Here is a 16,296-nt window from a genome sequence, read left to right as displayed (position 1 = left end):
TCGTTTTGCACCAGTTACCTGAAAACACACTATGTCCAACGCGCAACCAGCAATCGTCACCGAAGCGGCTTACCTCACCCTGCATTATCGTCTTGCCACGGTGGACGGTACTGATATTGTCACGACCTTTAACGGAAATCCTGCCACCTTGATGCTGGGACAGGGCCAGTTGGCGCCGTTCCTGGAGCAGCGTTTGCTGGGCTTGCCTGAAGGCACGCACAAGACGTTCGAACTGGCAGCCGGCGAAGGCTTCGGCGACCGCAATCCCGAGCTGGTGCAATCGGTATCGCGCGCCACGCTCGATGAAAACTCGGTGCCGGGCGCCGATTACAAGATCGGCGACCTGGTCGATTTCGCCGCGCCAGGTGGCGGCCGTTTTGCCGGCGTATTGCGCGAGATGCGTGAAGATTCGGCCCTGTTCGACTTCAATCATCCGCTGGCCGGTCAGCCGCTGCGTTTCGAAGTCAAACTGATTTCCGTGCTGTAAGGAGCAGAACGATGGACAAAGAACTATTATTGGCCCAGCCGCGTGGCTTTTGCGCCGGTGTCGATCGGGCGATTGAAATCGTCGAGCGGGCCTTGACCCAATTTGGCGCGCCCATTTATGTGCGCCACGAAATCGTGCACAACGCCTATGTGGTGGCCGATTTGCGCAGCAAGGGCGCTATCTTCATCGATGAGCTCGATGACGTGCCAGCCGGTAATACCCTGGTGTTTTCCGCGCATGGCGTGTCGAAGGCCGTACGGGCCGAGGCAGAATCGCGTGGCCTGAGCATTTTTGATGCGACTTGCCCGCTGGTGACCAAGGTGCATATGGAAGTGGCGAAGATGCGCCGCGAAGGCCGCGAGATCATCATGATCGGCCACGATGGCCATCCCGAAGTGGAAGGCACGATGGGCCAGGCAGACATGGGCATGCATCTGGTGGAAACGCTGGACGATGTGGCGAAGCTGCAAGTGGGCAATCCCGACAGCCTGGCCTATGTTTCGCAGACAACGTTGTCAGTTGACGACACGCGCGACATTATTGCCGCTTTAAAAGAGAAATATCCGAACATCACCGAGCCGAAAAAGGGCGATATTTGCTACGCCACCACCAACCGCCAGGAAGCCGTGAAATTCATGGCGCCGCAAGTGGAACTGGTGGTCGTGGTTGGCAGTCCAAACAGTTCGAACTCGAACCGCTTGCGTGAAGTAGCGGAAAAAATGGGCACGCCAGCCTATATGGTGGATAACGCTTCACAGATCGATCCAGCATGGCTGGAAGGCAAAATACGAGTGGGCGTGACGGCTGGCGCCTCGGCGCCCGAAGTCCTGGTGCAAGCCGTGATCGACCGTTTGAAGGAATGTGGCGTGAAGAGCGTGCGTCCACTGGACGGTGTGCAGGAAGCGGTGACCTTCCCCATGCCCAAGGGTTTGGACGGTATCAAACGCGAAGTCGCTTGATTTGTCGAGCATAAAAATTCGCTTGAAAACCAAATTTAATTCGAAAATTGTCAATTTATTCCAAGTTTAGTTTTTCAAAAAGACCGTTATGATTGCCAACGCTTGAGTTCATTGCTGTTCTGACTAACGCTGAAAACGCCCATTTCTGGTGCGTTGCACCGTCCTGGTGAGAATGATTGAAATCGGCACTGAAGGAAGCTTTCCTCCAGTGCCGTTTTTGTATCTGCGATGCGCGCTGCGTAGATGTTGTTCCCGAAAAATGTATATTTGATAGGGCAATCAAACCATGGATATCTTTATCCAGCAAATCATCAACGGCTTGGTGCTGGGCAGCATGTATGCCCTGATCGCCCTCGGTTACACGATGGTGTATGGCGTGTTGAATTTGATTAACTTTGCCCACGGCGATGTCTTGATGATAGGCGCCATGGTGGGCTTGACCATCTTGAAGCTGCTGGGCATCTATGTGCCCGACTGGCCTGGCTATCTGAAGCTGGCCACCGCCATCCTTGGCGCCATTCCCGTCTGTATCCTCGTCAATATCCTGATCGAGCGGGTTGCCTACCGCCGCCTGCGCAATGCGCCCCGCCTGGCGCCGCTGATTACCGCCATCGGCGTATCGATCTTGCTGCAAACCTTCGCCATGATGATCTGGACACGCAATCCGCTGCCATTCCCGCAGTTGCTGTCGACCGACCCCTTGCATATCGGTGGCGCCGTCATTTCACAAACACAAGTATTGCTGCTGGCCCTGGCCGCCATTTCCATGGGCGCGCTGGTCTTGCTGGTAGAGAAAACCAAGATGGGCCGCGCCATGCGGGCCACGGCGGAAAATCCCCGCGTGGCAGGCTTGATGGGCGTCGATTCCAATAAAGTCATCGTCGCCACGTTTGCCATCGGCGCCGCGCTGGCGGCCGTGGCCGGCGTGATGTGGGGCGCCAACTATGCGTCGATCAAGTTTTCCATGGGGGCGTTGCCGGGCTTGAAAGCTTTTTGCGCGGCGGTGCTGGGTGGCATCGGCAATATCTATGGTGCCATGCTGGGCGGCATCTTGCTGGGCTTGATCGAGAGCCTGGGCGCCGGCTATATCGCGTATGCCACGGGCGGCTTCCTCGGTAGTAATTACCAGGATATCTTTGCCTTCATCGTACTGATCATCGTGTTGACCCTGCGTCCGTCCGGCATCATGGGTGAACGCGTGGCCGACCGCGCCTGACGCCATCCCGGGAGCTGAACATGGCATTACTCGATTTCAACGTCAAAAAAAATCCCACCAAAGCTTATCTGGGCATGCTGGGCCTGGCCGCGCTGCTGATGATATTCCCCTTTTTTGCCGCCCAGTTCGGCAATTCCTGGGTGCGCATCGTCGATATGGCCTTGCTCTACATCATGCTGGCCCTGGGCCTGAATATCGTGGTGGGCTTTGCCGGCTTGCTCGACCTTGGCTACATCGCGTTTTACGCGGTGGGCGCTTACCTGACCGGCTTGCTGGCCTCGCCCCAGTTTGCCATCCTGCTCGAATCGGTGGTCAACGAGTATCCGGTATTGGGCGATTTCCTGGTGCATGTGCTGGGGCCGGAAATCCGCGAGAATGGCATCCACTTGTCGGTCTGGGCCATCGTGCCGCTGGCCGCCGCCCTGGCCGGCCTGTTCGGCGCCTTGCTGGGTGCGCCTACCTTGAAACTGCGCGGCGATTACCTGGCCATCGTGACCCTGGGTTTTGGCGAGATCATCCGTATCTTCATGGGCAATCTGAATGAGCCCATCAATTTCACGAACGGCGCGCAAGGCATCAATATGATCGACCCGATCCGCATTTTCGGCGTGAACCTGGCGGGCGAGGCGGGCAGCAACAGTACGGTGATGCTCGGTGGTTTTTCCATGCCGTCCGTGAATGCCTATTACTTTTTGTTCCTGTTGCTGTGCATCGCCATCGTGTTCGTCACCAGCCGCTTGCAGCATTCGCGCCTGGGCCGTGCCTGGGTAGCCATCCGCGAAGATGAAATCGCTGCCAAGGCGATGGGCATCAATACGCGCAACGTGAAATTGCTGGCGTTTTCCATGGGCGCCTCGTTTGGCGGCGTGGCGGGCGCCATGTTTGCCTCGTTCCAGGGATTTGTCGCACCGGAATCGTTCAGTCTGACGGAATCGATTGCCGTGCTGGCGATGGTGGTACTGGGCGGCATCGGCCATATCCCGGGCGTGATCCTGGGCGGCGTGATCCTGGCCTCGATACCTGAAGTGCTGCGCCACGTGGTCGAACCGGCCCAGCAAGCGCTGTTCGGCGAGGTCATCATCGACGCGGAAGTGCTGCGCCAGTTGCTGTACGGCCTGGCCATGGTGGTCATCATGCTCACCCGTCCGGCCGGCTTGTGGCCGTCGCCGAAAAGCGAGGATAGGCCGGACCATGATGTGGACCAGCCGAATCAATCGACAGGCGTGGTATCGACCTGATGGCCATGGAGCATACTTTGAGCGAACAAATCATTCTCAATATTGCCGGCGTAAACAAACGTTTCGGCGGCCTGCAGGCGCTGACCGACGTAGGCATTACCATCCGGCAAGGGCAAATCTATGGCTTGATCGGCCCGAACGGCGCTGGCAAGACTACTTTCTTTAATGTCATCACGGGTTTGTACCAGCCCGATACGGGCACGTTCGAACTGGCCGGCAAACCGTATTCACCGTCGGCGCCGCACAAGGTGGCCAAGGCGGGCATCGCCCGCACCTTCCAGAATATCCGGCTGTTCGGCGACATGACGGCGCTGGAAAACGTGATGGTGGGGCGCCATGTGCGTTCGCACCAGGGCGTGTTCGGCGCCATCTTCCGGCACAAGGCGGCGCGCCTGGAAGAGGCGGCGATACGCCAGCGGGCGATGGAATTGCTGGACTTCGTCGGCATCGCCCGTTTTGCGAACCGCACGGCCCGCTTCCTGTCGTATGGCGACCAGCGGCGCCTGGAAATCGCCCGCGCGCTTGCCACCGATCCCGTGCTGCTGGCCCTGGACGAGCCGGCGGCGGGCATGAATGCCACGGAAAAACTGGCCCTGCGCGAGTTGCTGGTAAAAATCAAGGCGGAAGGCAAGACCGTGCTGCTGATCGAACATGATGTGAAACTGATGATGGGCTTGTGCGACCGCATTACCGTACTGGAATATGGCAAGCGCATCGCCGAAGGCTTGCCGGCCGAAATACAACAAAACCAGGCCGTGATCGAGGCTTATCTGGGGGGATCGCACGCATGAGCAACACGGTACTCAAGGTCGCGGGCCTGAAGGTTGCCTACGGCGGCATCCAGGCCGTCAAAGGTGTCGACCTGGAAGTAAATCAAGGCGAGCTGATCGCCCTGATCGGCGCGAACGGCGCCGGCAAGACCACCACCCTGAAGGCGATTACCGGCACTTTGCCGGCCTGCAAGGTGGAAGGCACGATTACGTATCTGGGGCAGCCGCTCAAGGGGAGCCAGTCCTTCCAACTGGTGGAAAGAAAGCTGGCGATGGTGCCGGAAGGGCGGGGCGTGTTTACGCGCATGTCGATCCGGGAAAACCTGATGATGGGCGCCTATACGCGCTCGGACAAGGTGGGTATCGAGGCCGATATCGACAAGTGGTTCACGGTGTTTCCACGCCTGAAAGAACGGGCGGCGCAGATGGCCGGCACCTTGTCGGGCGGCGAACAGCAGATGCTGGCCATGGCGCGCGCCCTGATGTGCCACCCGACCTTGCTGCTGCTCGATGAGCCATCGATGGGCTTGTCGCCCATCATGGTCGAGAAAATCTTTGAGGTGATACGCAAGGTGTCCAGTGAAGGCATCACCATCTTGCTGGTTGAGCAGAATGCCCGTCTGGCGCTGCAGGCGGCGCACCGTGCTTATGTGATGGACACGGGCTTGATCACCATGGCAGGCAATGCGGCCGACATGCTCGATGATCCGCGGATCAAGGCAGCCTATCTGGGTGAGTAAAGTAGACAGCGCATAAAAAATGCCCCGGCGGGACCGGGGCATAACGGCATCCGTGGGGGAGTACGGAAGGATGCCAGGAGGAGGCTTGCGGGACCGTCAATGACGGTCCGGTGCAACAATTAACTCAGTAAGTTAACTAAGCTAAGCAATTACTTGCTGGCCGCGCGTGGCACGACTTTTTCAGCAGCTTGCGTGAACTGGTTCACGGCCGATGCCAGATTGGCTTCGATCGCTTCAACGGCTTGCTTGCTGGTTTTCGAGAATTGCTCGTAGCCTGCGTTGGCGTTGCCGATGGCGGTCTTGAAGATGGCGACAGCGTTTTCCGAGCCAGCTGGCGCGTTTTTGCTGACTTCTTCGACCAGCGAGATGACTTTGCGGTTCGTTTCGGCGATTTGCGATTCAGCCGCTTTGCTGAATTCGGCTTGCGTGCCGGACGTGATCGCTGCCAGGTGACGGCCGTAAGCGATGGCTTTTTCAGCGTTAGGCTGGGCTTGAGCGGCGCTCAGCGAGAAAAATTCTTGTGGATCTTTGGCTGCCAGCAATTGTTTGGCTGCCGAGGTCGTTTCTTCCAGGGTAGCCTTGGCTGCCGTCAGATTCAGTTCGACGATTTTTTCGATGCCTTCGAAGGCCTTGCCCGTCAGCGACGAGAACAGGTTGAATTGGGCTTCCAGGTTGGCTTTGGTGGCGGACGAAAACTGCTCAGGGATTGAAAACATGTAAATCTCCAAAATATTAAAATCTGGTTAATTAGATGCTGCGTAGACCGGGAACCGGTTGGAAAGCAGAGGCTTCTGAATTTCAAACTGAACAAGAATTGTGCAACGCAACAAACCCTATTCTACGGTTTAAAAAAGTTAAGTCAAGCGAATCTTGTGCGATGCAACAATTGAATAGATTTGAATCAAAACCCTTGTTTCTAAAGAATAATATTTGATTCCACGTTGTAAATTATTTACTGGAAAACTATCCTCGAAGGCTGGATTTGAGGGCAGGCGCAGCCTTGCATGCTAGACTTTGTCTCCCACACTGGCGCACCGCGCTGGTGCAGCGCACCTTACCTGAATTGTAGCCATGTCCCGACCTCCCGCTGCCGCCAGCGCCAGTAGTAAAACGTCTTTGCTTGCCACCTTGACACCGATGGCCTTGCCCGCTTTCTTCGTGTTGTTATGGAGCACAGGCTTTATCGTGGCCAAGTTTGGCTTGCCGTATGCGCCGCCATTGACGTTTTTGCTACTGCGTTTTCTGGGCGTATTGGTGATTTTGCTGCCGCTGGTACTGGTCTTGCGCGCGCCATGGCCCGTGGGGCAGTTCCGCCAGATCGCCGTGGCCGGTGTCTTGATGCAGGCCGGTTATCTGGCCGGCGTGTGGTGCGCCATCAAGCTGGGCATGCCGGCTGGCTTGAGCGCCTTGATCGTCGGTATGCAACCGGTGTTGACGGCTTGCGCCGCGCCCTTGATCGGCGAATCGGTGCGCCCGCGCCAATGGCTGGGCCTGGCTTTTGGCTTGCTGGGCGTGGCCCTGGTGGTGTACGCCAAGATCAATCTGGTGGGGTTGACGGTGGAAAGCGTGCTGCTGTGCGTATTTGCCTTGCTGTCGATGACGGCTGGCACCATGTATCAAAAACGCCATTGCCCGCAGTTTGACTTGCGTACCGGCACAGTGGTGCAATTTACCGCTTCGATCGTGGTGGTGTTGCCATTCGCCCTGTATTACGAGGGGCTGGATTGGCAGTTTAGCCAGGTGCAATGGACGGCCAACTTTATCGGCGCCTTGCTGTGGTCGGTGCTGGTGTTGTCGATCGGCGCCATCTTCCTGCTGTTTGCGCTGATACGCCGCAGCGACGCCACCAAGGTCACGGGGCTGCTGTACCTGACGCCGCCGACCACGGCCGTGATGGCTTGGCTGATGTTTGGCGAAGCGTTTAATATGCTGGGCATCTGCGGCATGCTAGTGGCCGTGGTTGGCGTGATTTTTGTTGTCAAAAAGTAGAAAATAGAAAATAGCAGGAGAGTCAGTTGGAATACAAGCAAAAAGCAGAACAGCAGCACTTTGTCGATGCAGCCATCTTGTCGCGCCGCTCCATCCGCGCCTTTTTACCGGATGCGGTGCCGCGCGCCGACCTGGAGCGCATCCTGGAAGTGGCGGCGCGCGCGCCATCGGGCGCCAATATGCAGCCCTGGAAAGTGTATGTGGTTTCTGGTGCAGCGCGCCGGCGCCTGTCGGACCGCATCCTGGCTGCCTACACCGCGCCGAAAGTGCCGGAAGCACCGGCCCGCTCGGCTTCCTATACCTATTACCCGCGCCAGTGGACGGCGCCGTTTATCGAACGCCGCCGCAAGATCGGCCTGGACCTGTATCAGTTGCTGGGCCTGGAGCGCGGCGACACGGCGGGCATGGCGGCTCAGCACGGGCGCAATTTCCAGTTTTTCGACGCGCCCGTCGGCTTGATTTTTACGATAGAGCGGGTGCTGGAGCAGGGTTCCTGGCTCGATTACGGCATGTTCTTGCAAAACATCATGCTGGCGGCCCGTGCCCGTGGCCTCGACACTTGCCCGCAAGCTGCTTTCATTCATTACCACGACATCATCAGCGACGAGCTGAGCATACCCGCCAGTGAAATGGTGGTGTGCGGCATGGCCCTCGGTTATGCCGATCCGGCCAAGGTGGAGAACCGCCTGACCACGGAACGCGAGGCCTTGCCAGGTTTTGTTAAATTCTTCGAAGAATAGAAAAGAAGAAAATCCAGCGGTTTCCGCAAGAAAACAGCTAGTTAGGGATGAGCCTGTTTGCTCGTCACCAACGATTTTTATTCCATTAACGCAATTAATACTGTCTCAACTGTTAAATTGGCTTGCGATTACTCTACATTTCGCTACACTGCAATAATGCAACAGCTTCATGGGGAATTATTGAATGGCTAAGTTTAAACTTGCTCTGGGAGTATTGGCGTCCCTGCTGTTTGCGCTGGCGCCGGCTGCGGTCGTGCACGCCAAGGACGCGAACAGCAAATCCTCCGCTTCCAAGAAACAACCCAAGAAAGTCAAAGTCGTGCTGCGCAAGGGCGCACACAGCACGGCCGCCGCGCCGCGTGAAAAAACCGTGCGCCGCGTGATCACCGTGCATGGCAAGCGCAAGGTCGTGTATCAAAAGGTCAGCAGTGCCGCCGTGCCGATGGCCGCGCCAATTCCCACCATGGGCGACCTGGCGGGCTTGAACCTGACCCGCGATCCGCTGGACTTGAAGTCCAGCGTGGCGCTGGTGCTGGACCAGACCAATGCCGAAGTGCTGTTTGAAAAGAATTCCAATGTGGCCCTGCCGATTGCCTCGATCACCAAGATGATGACGGGCCTGGTGGTGGTCGAAGCCAATCAGGACATGGATGAAGTGCTGACGGTGACCGATGACGATGTCGACCGCGCCAAGTTCAGCAGTTCACGCCTGAAGGTCGGTTCGCAGCTGACCCGCGCCAATATGCTGCATATCGCCCTGATGAGTTCGGAAAACCGCGCCGCTTCCGCGCTGGGCCGCAATTATCCGGGCGGCTTGCCAGCCTTTGTCGACGCCATGAACGCCAAGGCGCGCCAGCTGGGCATGATGGATACGCATTATGTCGATTCCAGCGGCTTGTCGAAGATGAATGTGGCCAGTGCGCATGACTTGGCCAAGCTGGCCATGGCTGCCTTCCAGCAACCGCTGCTGCGCCAATATTCTACCGATCCGAAAGCCATCGTCGAAGCCAGCGGCCACCCCATGCAGTTTGGCAATACGAATCATCTGGTGGCCAATCCCGGCTGGGAAATCGGCTTGCAGAAAACCGGTTTTATTAACGAAGCAGGGCGTTGCCTGCTGATGCAGGCCGTGATCGAAGGCCGCTCCGTGATCATGGTTTTCCTTGATTCCAAAGGAAAACAGTCGCGTACGGCCGATGCGGGCCGCATGCGCAAGTGGCTGGAAGCCCTGAAACCCGCCAACATCAGCATGTCTGGTGGATAAAAAATGTCCAGGGCAGCCTTGCCCTGAACATTTTTACGTGTAACTAGTCGTGCGGAATAAATCCTAAAGTCACGGAAATCTGGTGAGCCGTATCCACCAGGTCTTCCAGCCATTCATCCTGCAGCCGGTCGGCCGGGGCGGAAATCGACAGGCCGGCGATCAGCTTGCCTGAGTCGTCGCGGATGCCGGCCGCCATGCAGCGCACGCCCAATTCCAGCTCTTCATTATCTCGGGCGTAGCCGTTTTCGCGCACCGAACTCAGTTCGCGCTCCAGCTTGTGCAAATCCGTGATGGAATTCTTGTTGTGTCCAGCCAGGCCCGTGCGCGTGGCGTAGGCGCGGATGGCTTTCGGTTCATCGACGGACAGGAAGAGCTTGCCGGTCGAGGTCAGGTGCAGCGGGCCGCGCCCGCCGATGGCGCGCACCACCTGCATGCCCGAGCGTTCGGAAAAGGCCCGGTCGATATACACGATTTCATCTCCCTGGCGCACCGACAGGTTGATCGTTTGCTGCGTCTTTTTATGCAACTGACGCATGAAGTCCAGCGCTGCTTCGCGCACGCTGAGGCGGCTTTTCACCACATTGCCCAATTCCAGCAGGCGCATGCCCAGGCGATACGTGCCCGGTTCGATGCGGTCGACAAAACGCGTCAGCACCATATCGTTGAGGATGCGGTGCGCCGTTGACGGGTGCAGGCCCGAGACCTTGGACAACTCTTTCAAGCTGACCGGGTCTGAATATTTTGCCAGGGCGTCGAGCAGGGCGACCATGCGTTCGATAACCTGGATCGTCGTCTTCTGGGGTGCGACGGGCTCAATTTTCATGATGGATTTGGTGCAATGCAGTATTCATGCATATTTATACCATAATGTGAAAAAATAGTGCAACCTTGCTAGATGTAAGCAAAAACTGCCACACTCCAGGCTCGCCATGCATAATGTTCGCCATACGGAAAAGGGAGAAATACGAATACCATGCAACCAGTCAATGAATTCAAGAGTAAAAGCGGCTTGAAACGGATCTTTTCCGCCTTCTTTTATTCGCTGGACGGCTTGAAGTCGGCCTGGCGCCATGAACATGCGTTCAGGCAGGAACTGGGCTTGTTCGTCGCCGGCACGGTGATCGCGCTGCTGCTGGGTATTTCCGCGTTTGAAAAACTGGTGTTGATCGGCGTGCTGTTGCTGGTGCTGATCGTGGAACTGATCAATTCCGCGCTGGAAGCGGTGGTCGACCGCATTTCGCTGGAACGCCATCCGCTGTCGAAGAATGCCAAGGACTTTGGCAGTGCAGCCGTGCTGCTCACTTGCCTGCTGGCATTCGCCACCTGGGCCGTCGTCTTGTTCAACCGCTACTATTAAAGTTCTTTCGCTAACATCGCAAACTCCCTTTGTGCGCCACCTATATGCGAAAATCGCATATAAAATGCCAAAATGCTTCGTTCTCTTTCTTAGTGATGCGCCGTAATCTGGTGCTTCTGAAAGTTCAACCACACGGGGATCTTAGATGCTGTCGAAAAAAATCATCATTGCTGCTGCCATCAGTGCATTTGCTCTCTTGCAAACCGCACAAGCCGCCGATATCACCCTGCTCAATGTTTCGTACGATCCAACGCGCGAGCTGTACCAGGATGTCAACACGGCGTTTGCCAAGGAATGGAAAGCCAAGACGGGCGACAACGTCAAGATCAAACAATCGCATGGTGGCTCGGGCAAGCAGGCACGCGCCGTGATCGACGGCCTGGAAGCGGACGTGGTGACGTTGGCCCTGGCTTACGACATCGATGCGCTGGCCGATCACAAGCTGCTGGCTCCCGACTGGCAAAAGAAATTGGCGCACAACAGCTCGCCTTACACTTCGACCATCGTGTTTCTGGTACGCAAGGGCAACCCGAAAGGCATCAAGGACTGGAATGACTTGATCAAGCCAGGCGTGTCCGTCATCACGCCGAATCCGAAAACCTCGGGCGGCGCCCGCTGGAATCATTTGGCAGCCTGGGGTTACGCCCTGCGCCAACCGGGCGGCAATGAAGCCAAGGCCAAGGAATTCCTCGGCAAACTGTATAAAAACGTGCCGGTGCTCGATTCCGGTGCCCGCGGCGCCACCACCACCTTCGTGGAACGCGGCATCGGCGACGTGCTGATCGCCTGGGAAAACGAAGCTTATCTGGCCGTCAAGGAACTGGGTCCGACCAAGTTCGACATCATTACGCCTTCCGTCAGCATCCTGGCGGAACCACCGGTGGCCGTGGTCGACAAGTTTGCCGACAAGCACGGTACGCGCAAGGTGGCCGAAGCTTATCTGAACTATCTTTACACGGATGAAGCGCAAGACATCATCGCCAAGAATTACTACCGTCCCGCTACCGAGAAAGCCGCCAAGAAATACGCGAACCAGTTTGCCAAGGTGAACCTGTTCACCATCGAACAAGTGGCTGGCGGCTGGACTGCCGCGCAAAAAGCCCACTTTGCCGATGGCGGCATCTTCGACCAGATCTACCAACCGAAATAAGACTGGGTCATATTGATGGCAAGCGGTGACGCTTGCCAGAACATACTGATTGAAGGAAACCACCATGGCGCTGCGCAGTTTTTCGGATTACCGGGTCTTGATCGTGCCGGGCTTGCATAACAGCGGGCCCGAGCATTGGCAAAGCCGCTGGCAGCGCCTGTATCCGCAATTCGAGCGGGTCGAGCAAGATGACTGGGAAACGCCGGATTTGGCAGCCTGGTCGGCGCGCCTGGACCAGGTGCGGCGGCAAGATAGCCGTCCGACCCTGATCGTGGCGCACAGCTTCGGTTGTCTGACGACCGCCCACAGCCTGGCGCGCGATGCGCAAGGCGTGGCCGGTGTGCTGCTGGTGGGACCGGCCGATCCCGAGAAGTTTGGCGTAGTCAAGGCCTTGCCGCACAAGCGCCTGCCTTGTCCCGGCATTTTGATCGCCAGCCAGACGGACCCGTGGATGACGGCCGAACACGCGGCGCAGTGGGCGCGGCGCTGGAATTGCAAGTATATTGATGGCGGCGCCCTGGGCCATATCAATGCCGAGTCGAAGTTGGGCGATTGGGTATATGGCCAGGCGCAATTGCAGACTTTGTTTGATCTGGCACAAATAGATCGCCGTCACCGTCAGGCAGCCTGAATGCCTGACACACCATGAATAGCTATAACCCTTTGAGGAGATCACGATGACTTTACGCCTGGGCGACGTTGCCCCCGATTTTGAACAAGACAGCTCGATAGGCAAACTCAAGTTTCATGAGTGGGCTGGCAATTCCTGGGTGGTGCTGTTTTCCCACCCGGCCGACTTCACCCCCGTCTGCACCACGGAACTGGGACTGACGGCCAAGCTGAAACCGGAATTCGACAAGCGCAATGTCAAAGCCATCGCCCTGTCCGTCGATGCCGCCGAATCGCACCAGCAGTGGATCAAGGATATCGAAGAGACGCAAAACACGGTGGTGGGTTTCCCCATCATCGCCGACGTCGACAAGAAAGTGTCGGTGCTGTACGACATGATCCACCCGGAACAATCCGTGACCGCCACCGTGCGCTCCGTCTTTATCGTCGACCCGAACAAGAAAGTACGCCTGATCCTCACGTATCCACTCAGTACTGGCCGTAACTTCAATGAAATCCTGCGCGTGATCGATGCGCTGCAATTGACCGACGGCTACACCGTGGCCACGCCCGGCAACTGGCAAGATGGCGACGACGTCATCATCCCGCTGCCTGTGCAAGATCCGGAAGTGATCAAGCAGAAATATCCGAAAGGCTATACGGCCGCCAAACCGTACTTGCGTTTGACGCCGCAGCCGAATAAATAATACCGGTATCGCCCCAGCCAAAACGCACCCTCACCGGTGCGTTTTTTTGTGCCCGCACGCTTTACGTCACGCCAGGTATGCATTTCCAATCTAAGCAAATGAGAAATAGTTAGTTCTTTTTATAACAGCCGCATGTGAATATGGCGCCCTGTTACTCGAAAATGTAATAACAAGACCAAACCAGGAGAGGATTTTATGTCTGCAGCACCGATCAAGGCGCGAGGCGCGCCATTTCGGGTCATGCCGGGTTTTAAGCTGTCCCTTGGCTTTACCATCTTTTACCTGGCGCTGATCGTCCTGATTCCGCTGTCGGCGGCGTTCCTGAAAACATTCACGATGACCTGGGATGGCTTTGTTTCCGCCGTCACTTCTGACCGCGTGATGGCTTCCTACCGTTTGACCTTCGGCGCTTCGCTGATCGCCGCGTTTCTTAATGTCATCTTTGGCGGCATCCTGGCCTGGGTGCTGGTCCGTTACAAATTTCCTGGCAAGCGCATCATCGATGCGCTGGTCGATTTGCCGTTTGCCTTGCCAACGGCGGTGGCCGGCATCACCTTGACGGCGCTGTATTCGTCGAATGGCTGGTTTGGCCAATTTATCGAAGGCGTGCTGGGCATCAAGGTGGCGTTCACGCCGCTGGGCGTGGTGGTGGCCTTGACCTTCATCGGCTTGCCCTTTGTCGTGCGCACCGTGCAACCGGTGCTGGAAGACGCGGAAAAAGAACTGGAAGAAGCGGCCGCCAGCCTGGGGGCCAATTCGCTGCAAACCTTCATCCGCGTGATTTTTCCGACGATTTTGCCATCGCTGCTGACGGGCTTTGCGCTGGCGTTTGCACGCGCCACGGGCGAATACGGTTCGGTGATTTTTATCGCAGGCAATATGCCGATGGTGTCGGAAATCACGCCGCTGTTCATTATTACCAAGCTGGAACAATACGATTATGCCGGCGCCACCGCGATTGCTGTGGTGATGCTGATCGTGTCCTTCCTGCTGCTGTTGACGATTAACCTGCTGCAAGCGTGGACGCGCGGAAAGGCGAAGAAAACATGAGTACCACTGTCTCTGCTGTCTCCAGCGTGGAAGATGCTTTGCCGCAGCCTGGCCTGCGCCGCATCGCACCGAAGGCTGGCCCGGTCGTCTTGGAACCGCTGTGGGTGCGCACGGTCCTGATCACGATCGCCTTGCTGTTCCTGACGGTGTTCCTGTTCGTGCCGCTGGTGGCCGTGTTTGCCGAAGCGTTCAAGAAGGGCTGGGAAGCGTATATCGCCGCCATCATCGACCCGGATGCGATTTCCGCGATCAAGCTGACCTTGATCACGGCCGCGATTGCCGTGCCCTTGAACCTGGTGTTTGGCGTGGCCGCTTCGTGGTGTATCGCCAAGTTCGAGTTCCGCGGCAAAAGCATCTTGCTGACCCTGATCGACTTGCCATTTTCCGTCTCGCCCGTGATTTCCGGCCTGATCTATGTGCTGATGTTTGGCGCCCAGGGCTGGTTTGGCCCGTGGCTGCAGGCGCATGACATCAAGATATTGTTTGCCGTGCCCGGCATCGTGCTGGCGACGATCTTCATCACGTTCCCGTTCGTGGCGCGTGAATTGATCCCGCTGATGCAGTCGCAAGGCAGCGAAGAGGAAGAGGCCGCCATCGTGCTCGGCGCTTCGGGTTGGAATACTTTCCGCAGAGTCACTTTGCCGAATATCAAGTGGGGCTTGCTGTATGGCGTGATCCTGTGCAATGCGCGCGCCATGGGCGAGTTCGGCGCCGTGTCGGTGGTGTCTGGCCATATTCGTGGCGAAACCAACACCATGCCGCTGCAGGTAGAGATTTTGTACAACGAGTACAACTTCTCGGCCGCGTTTGCCGTTGCGTCCCTGCTGGCCTTGCTGGCCCTGGTGACCCTGGCCCTGAAAGCCTTTATTGAGTGGCGTTTGAACGAGAACCACGCCGACGATTCCGCCTTACGTTCTACGGAGCACTGATCATGACGATAGCAGTTAAAAACATCAACAAGCGTTTCGGCGATTTCGTCGCTCTCGACAATATCTCGCTCGATTTTCCGAATGGTGAATTGACGGCACTGCTGGGCCCATCTGGTTGCGGCAAGACCACCTTGCTGCGCATCATCGCCGGCCTGGAGCACCCGGACAGCGGCCAGGTGCTGCTCGACGCCGAAGATGCGTCGGCGCGCCACGTGCGCGAGCGCCAGGTGGGTTTCGTGTTTCAACACTATGCGCTGTTCAAGCACATGACCGTGTTTGAAAACGTCGCTTTTGGCTTGCGCGTGAAGTCGCGCAGCGAGCGCCCGTCGGAAGACAAGATCCGCCGCAAGGTCAAGGATTTGCTGGAACTGGTACAGCTCGACTGGCTGGCCGACCGTTATCCGCCGCAACTGTCGGGCGGACAACGCCAGCGTATCGCGCTGGCCCGCGCCCTGGCCGTCGAGCCGCGCGTACTGCTGCTCGATGAACCGTTTGGTGCGCTCGACGCCAAGGTGCGCAAGGAATTGCGCCGCTGGCTGCGCCGCCTGCATGATGACCTGCACGTGACCAGTATTTTCGTCACGCATGACCAGGAAGAGGCGCTGGAAGTGGCTGACCAGGTGGTGCTGATGAACAAGGGCACCGTCGAGCAGCTCGGTTCGCCCGAGCAAGTCTATAACCACCCGGCTTCGCCATTTGTGTACGGCTTCCTGGGCAACGTCAACCTGTTCCATGGCCGCGTGCATGATGGCGTGCTGGCCACCGGCGACGCCAGCTTCGAAGTGCCCGACTACGCCAACGTGAGCGACGGCAAGGGGATTGCCTATGTGCGTCCGCACGACCTGGAAATCGACCGCTACACGCAAGGCGCGGAAGGCATCGTGGTCAAGCTGAGCCGCGCCCATGCCATCGGCCCGCTGGCACAGTTGGACTTGCAGCGTCTCGACAACAGCGAATTGATCGAAGCGGTGATGTCGAATGAGCGCTACAGCCATCTGCAACTGAAAGAGGGCGAAACCCTCGTCGTGCGCCCGAAACGCTTGCGCGTATTTGTGGAACCCACGGCAAGAACCTGAATCACCCAAGAAACT

18 protein-coding genes are annotated in these 16,296 nt (G+C 57.5%); 16 read left to right on the top strand and 2 right to left on the bottom strand.

Going from position 1 to position 16,296, the window contains the following annotated elements; translation table 11 throughout:
- Window positions 1-31: 31 nt before the first annotated feature.
- The 6 genes from HDE75_RS07035 to HDE75_RS07010 all read left to right on the top strand — a co-directional run bounded on the left by HDE75_RS07035 (window position 32) and on the right by HDE75_RS07010 (window position 5,410).
- Window positions 32-487: an FKBP-type peptidyl-prolyl cis-trans isomerase gene (locus HDE75_RS07035; protein WP_183675582.1), complete on the top strand. Its 456-nt coding sequence runs from the start codon at window positions 32-34 to the stop codon at window positions 485-487.
- An 11-nt stretch (window positions 488-498) separates the two neighbouring features.
- The gene (ispH, locus tag HDE75_RS07030) at window positions 499-1,446 is read left to right on the top strand and encodes a 4-hydroxy-3-methylbut-2-enyl diphosphate reductase (RefSeq protein ID WP_183675583.1); all 948 of its coding nucleotides are present in this window, start codon (window positions 499-501) and stop codon (window positions 1,444-1,446) included.
- 286 nt (window positions 1,447-1,732) lie between these two features.
- Window positions 1,733-2,662 carry a branched-chain amino acid ABC transporter permease gene (locus HDE75_RS07025; RefSeq protein ID WP_183675584.1) on the top strand — a complete coding sequence of 310 codons (930 nt, stop codon included), beginning with the start codon at window positions 1,733-1,735 and terminating at the stop codon, window positions 2,660-2,662.
- A 20-nt stretch (window positions 2,663-2,682) separates the two neighbouring features.
- Window positions 2,683-3,900 (top strand): ABC transporter permease subunit, encoded by a 1,218-nt coding sequence (locus HDE75_RS07020; protein WP_183675585.1) that lies wholly within the window; start codon window positions 2,683-2,685, stop codon window positions 3,898-3,900.
- Between the two features lie 17 nt (window positions 3,901-3,917).
- Window positions 3,918-4,691: an ABC transporter ATP-binding protein gene (locus HDE75_RS07015; RefSeq protein WP_183675586.1), complete on the top strand. Its 774-nt coding sequence runs from the start codon at window positions 3,918-3,920 to the stop codon at window positions 4,689-4,691.
- Entirely contained in the window at window positions 4,688-5,410 is a 723-nt protein-coding gene (locus HDE75_RS07010) for an ABC transporter ATP-binding protein (RefSeq protein WP_183675587.1), read from the top strand. The genes HDE75_RS07015 and HDE75_RS07010 overlap by 4 nt, the downstream gene beginning before the upstream one ends.
- Window positions 5,411-5,559: 149 nt before the next feature.
- Here the strand turns inward: HDE75_RS07010 and HDE75_RS07005 are convergent, their stop codons facing one another.
- Entirely contained in the window at window positions 5,560-6,126 is a 567-nt protein-coding gene (locus HDE75_RS07005; RefSeq protein ID WP_183675588.1) for a phasin family protein, read from the bottom strand.
- 355 nt (window positions 6,127-6,481) lie between these two features.
- On the opposite strand from HDE75_RS07005, the gene HDE75_RS07000 reads away from it, so the two are divergent.
- From HDE75_RS07000 to pbpG, 3 genes are all read left to right on the top strand, one after another.
- Window positions 6,482-7,399: a DMT family transporter gene (locus tag HDE75_RS07000; protein WP_183675589.1), complete on the top strand. Its 918-nt coding sequence runs from the start codon at window positions 6,482-6,484 to the stop codon at window positions 7,397-7,399.
- A gap of 26 nt (window positions 7,400-7,425) precedes the next feature.
- Entirely contained in the window at window positions 7,426-8,139 is a 714-nt protein-coding gene (locus tag HDE75_RS06995; protein WP_183675590.1) for a nitroreductase, read from the top strand.
- A 184-nt stretch (window positions 8,140-8,323) separates the two neighbouring features.
- Entirely contained in the window at window positions 8,324-9,403 is a 1,080-nt protein-coding gene (pbpG, locus tag HDE75_RS06990) for a D-alanyl-D-alanine endopeptidase (protein ID WP_183675591.1), read from the top strand.
- A gap of 43 nt (window positions 9,404-9,446) precedes the next feature.
- On the opposite strand, the gene HDE75_RS06985 is transcribed toward pbpG, so the two are convergent.
- Window positions 9,447-10,226, bottom strand: a complete 780-nt coding sequence (locus HDE75_RS06985; RefSeq protein ID WP_183675592.1) for an IclR family transcriptional regulator — start codon at window positions 10,224-10,226, stop codon at window positions 9,447-9,449.
- Between the two features lie 150 nt (window positions 10,227-10,376).
- On the opposite strand from HDE75_RS06985, the gene HDE75_RS06980 reads away from it, so the two are divergent.
- From HDE75_RS06980 to HDE75_RS06950, 7 genes are all read left to right on the top strand, one after another.
- On the top strand, window positions 10,377-10,760 hold the full coding sequence (locus HDE75_RS06980; protein WP_183675593.1) for a diacylglycerol kinase: 384 nt from the start codon (window positions 10,377-10,379) through the stop codon (window positions 10,758-10,760).
- A gap of 145 nt (window positions 10,761-10,905) precedes the next feature.
- The gene (locus tag HDE75_RS06975) at window positions 10,906-11,910 is read left to right on the top strand and encodes a sulfate ABC transporter substrate-binding protein (protein ID WP_221291760.1); all 1,005 of its coding nucleotides are present in this window, start codon (window positions 10,906-10,908) and stop codon (window positions 11,908-11,910) included.
- Window positions 11,911-11,974: 64 nt separating this feature from the next.
- The gene (locus tag HDE75_RS06970) at window positions 11,975-12,541 is read left to right on the top strand and encodes an RBBP9/YdeN family alpha/beta hydrolase (RefSeq protein WP_183675594.1); all 567 of its coding nucleotides are present in this window, start codon (window positions 11,975-11,977) and stop codon (window positions 12,539-12,541) included.
- 46 nt (window positions 12,542-12,587) lie between these two features.
- Complete coding sequence (locus HDE75_RS06965) at window positions 12,588-13,226, top strand: peroxiredoxin (RefSeq protein ID WP_183675595.1); 639 nt, start codon at window positions 12,588-12,590, stop codon at window positions 13,224-13,226.
- Between the two features lie 195 nt (window positions 13,227-13,421).
- On the top strand, window positions 13,422-14,276 hold the full coding sequence (gene cysT, locus HDE75_RS06960) for a sulfate ABC transporter permease subunit CysT (RefSeq protein ID WP_260173754.1): 855 nt from the start codon (window positions 13,422-13,424) through the stop codon (window positions 14,274-14,276).
- Window positions 14,273-15,205 carry a sulfate ABC transporter permease subunit CysW gene (cysW, locus tag HDE75_RS06955; protein ID WP_260173748.1) on the top strand — a complete coding sequence of 311 codons (933 nt, stop codon included), beginning with the start codon at window positions 14,273-14,275 and terminating at the stop codon, window positions 15,203-15,205. The genes cysT and cysW overlap by 4 nt, the downstream gene beginning before the upstream one ends.
- Before the next feature lie 2 nt (window positions 15,206-15,207).
- Window positions 15,208-16,281: a sulfate/molybdate ABC transporter ATP-binding protein gene (locus HDE75_RS06950; protein WP_183675596.1), complete on the top strand. Its 1,074-nt coding sequence runs from the start codon at window positions 15,208-15,210 to the stop codon at window positions 16,279-16,281.
- Window positions 16,282-16,296: the final 15 nt, after the last annotated feature.

The organism is Janthinobacterium silvisoli (assembly GCF_014200725.1).
GTDB lineage: Bacteria > Pseudomonadota > Gammaproteobacteria > Burkholderiales > Burkholderiaceae_D > Janthinobacterium.
This window is presented reverse-complemented; position numbering and strand designations above follow the sequence as displayed.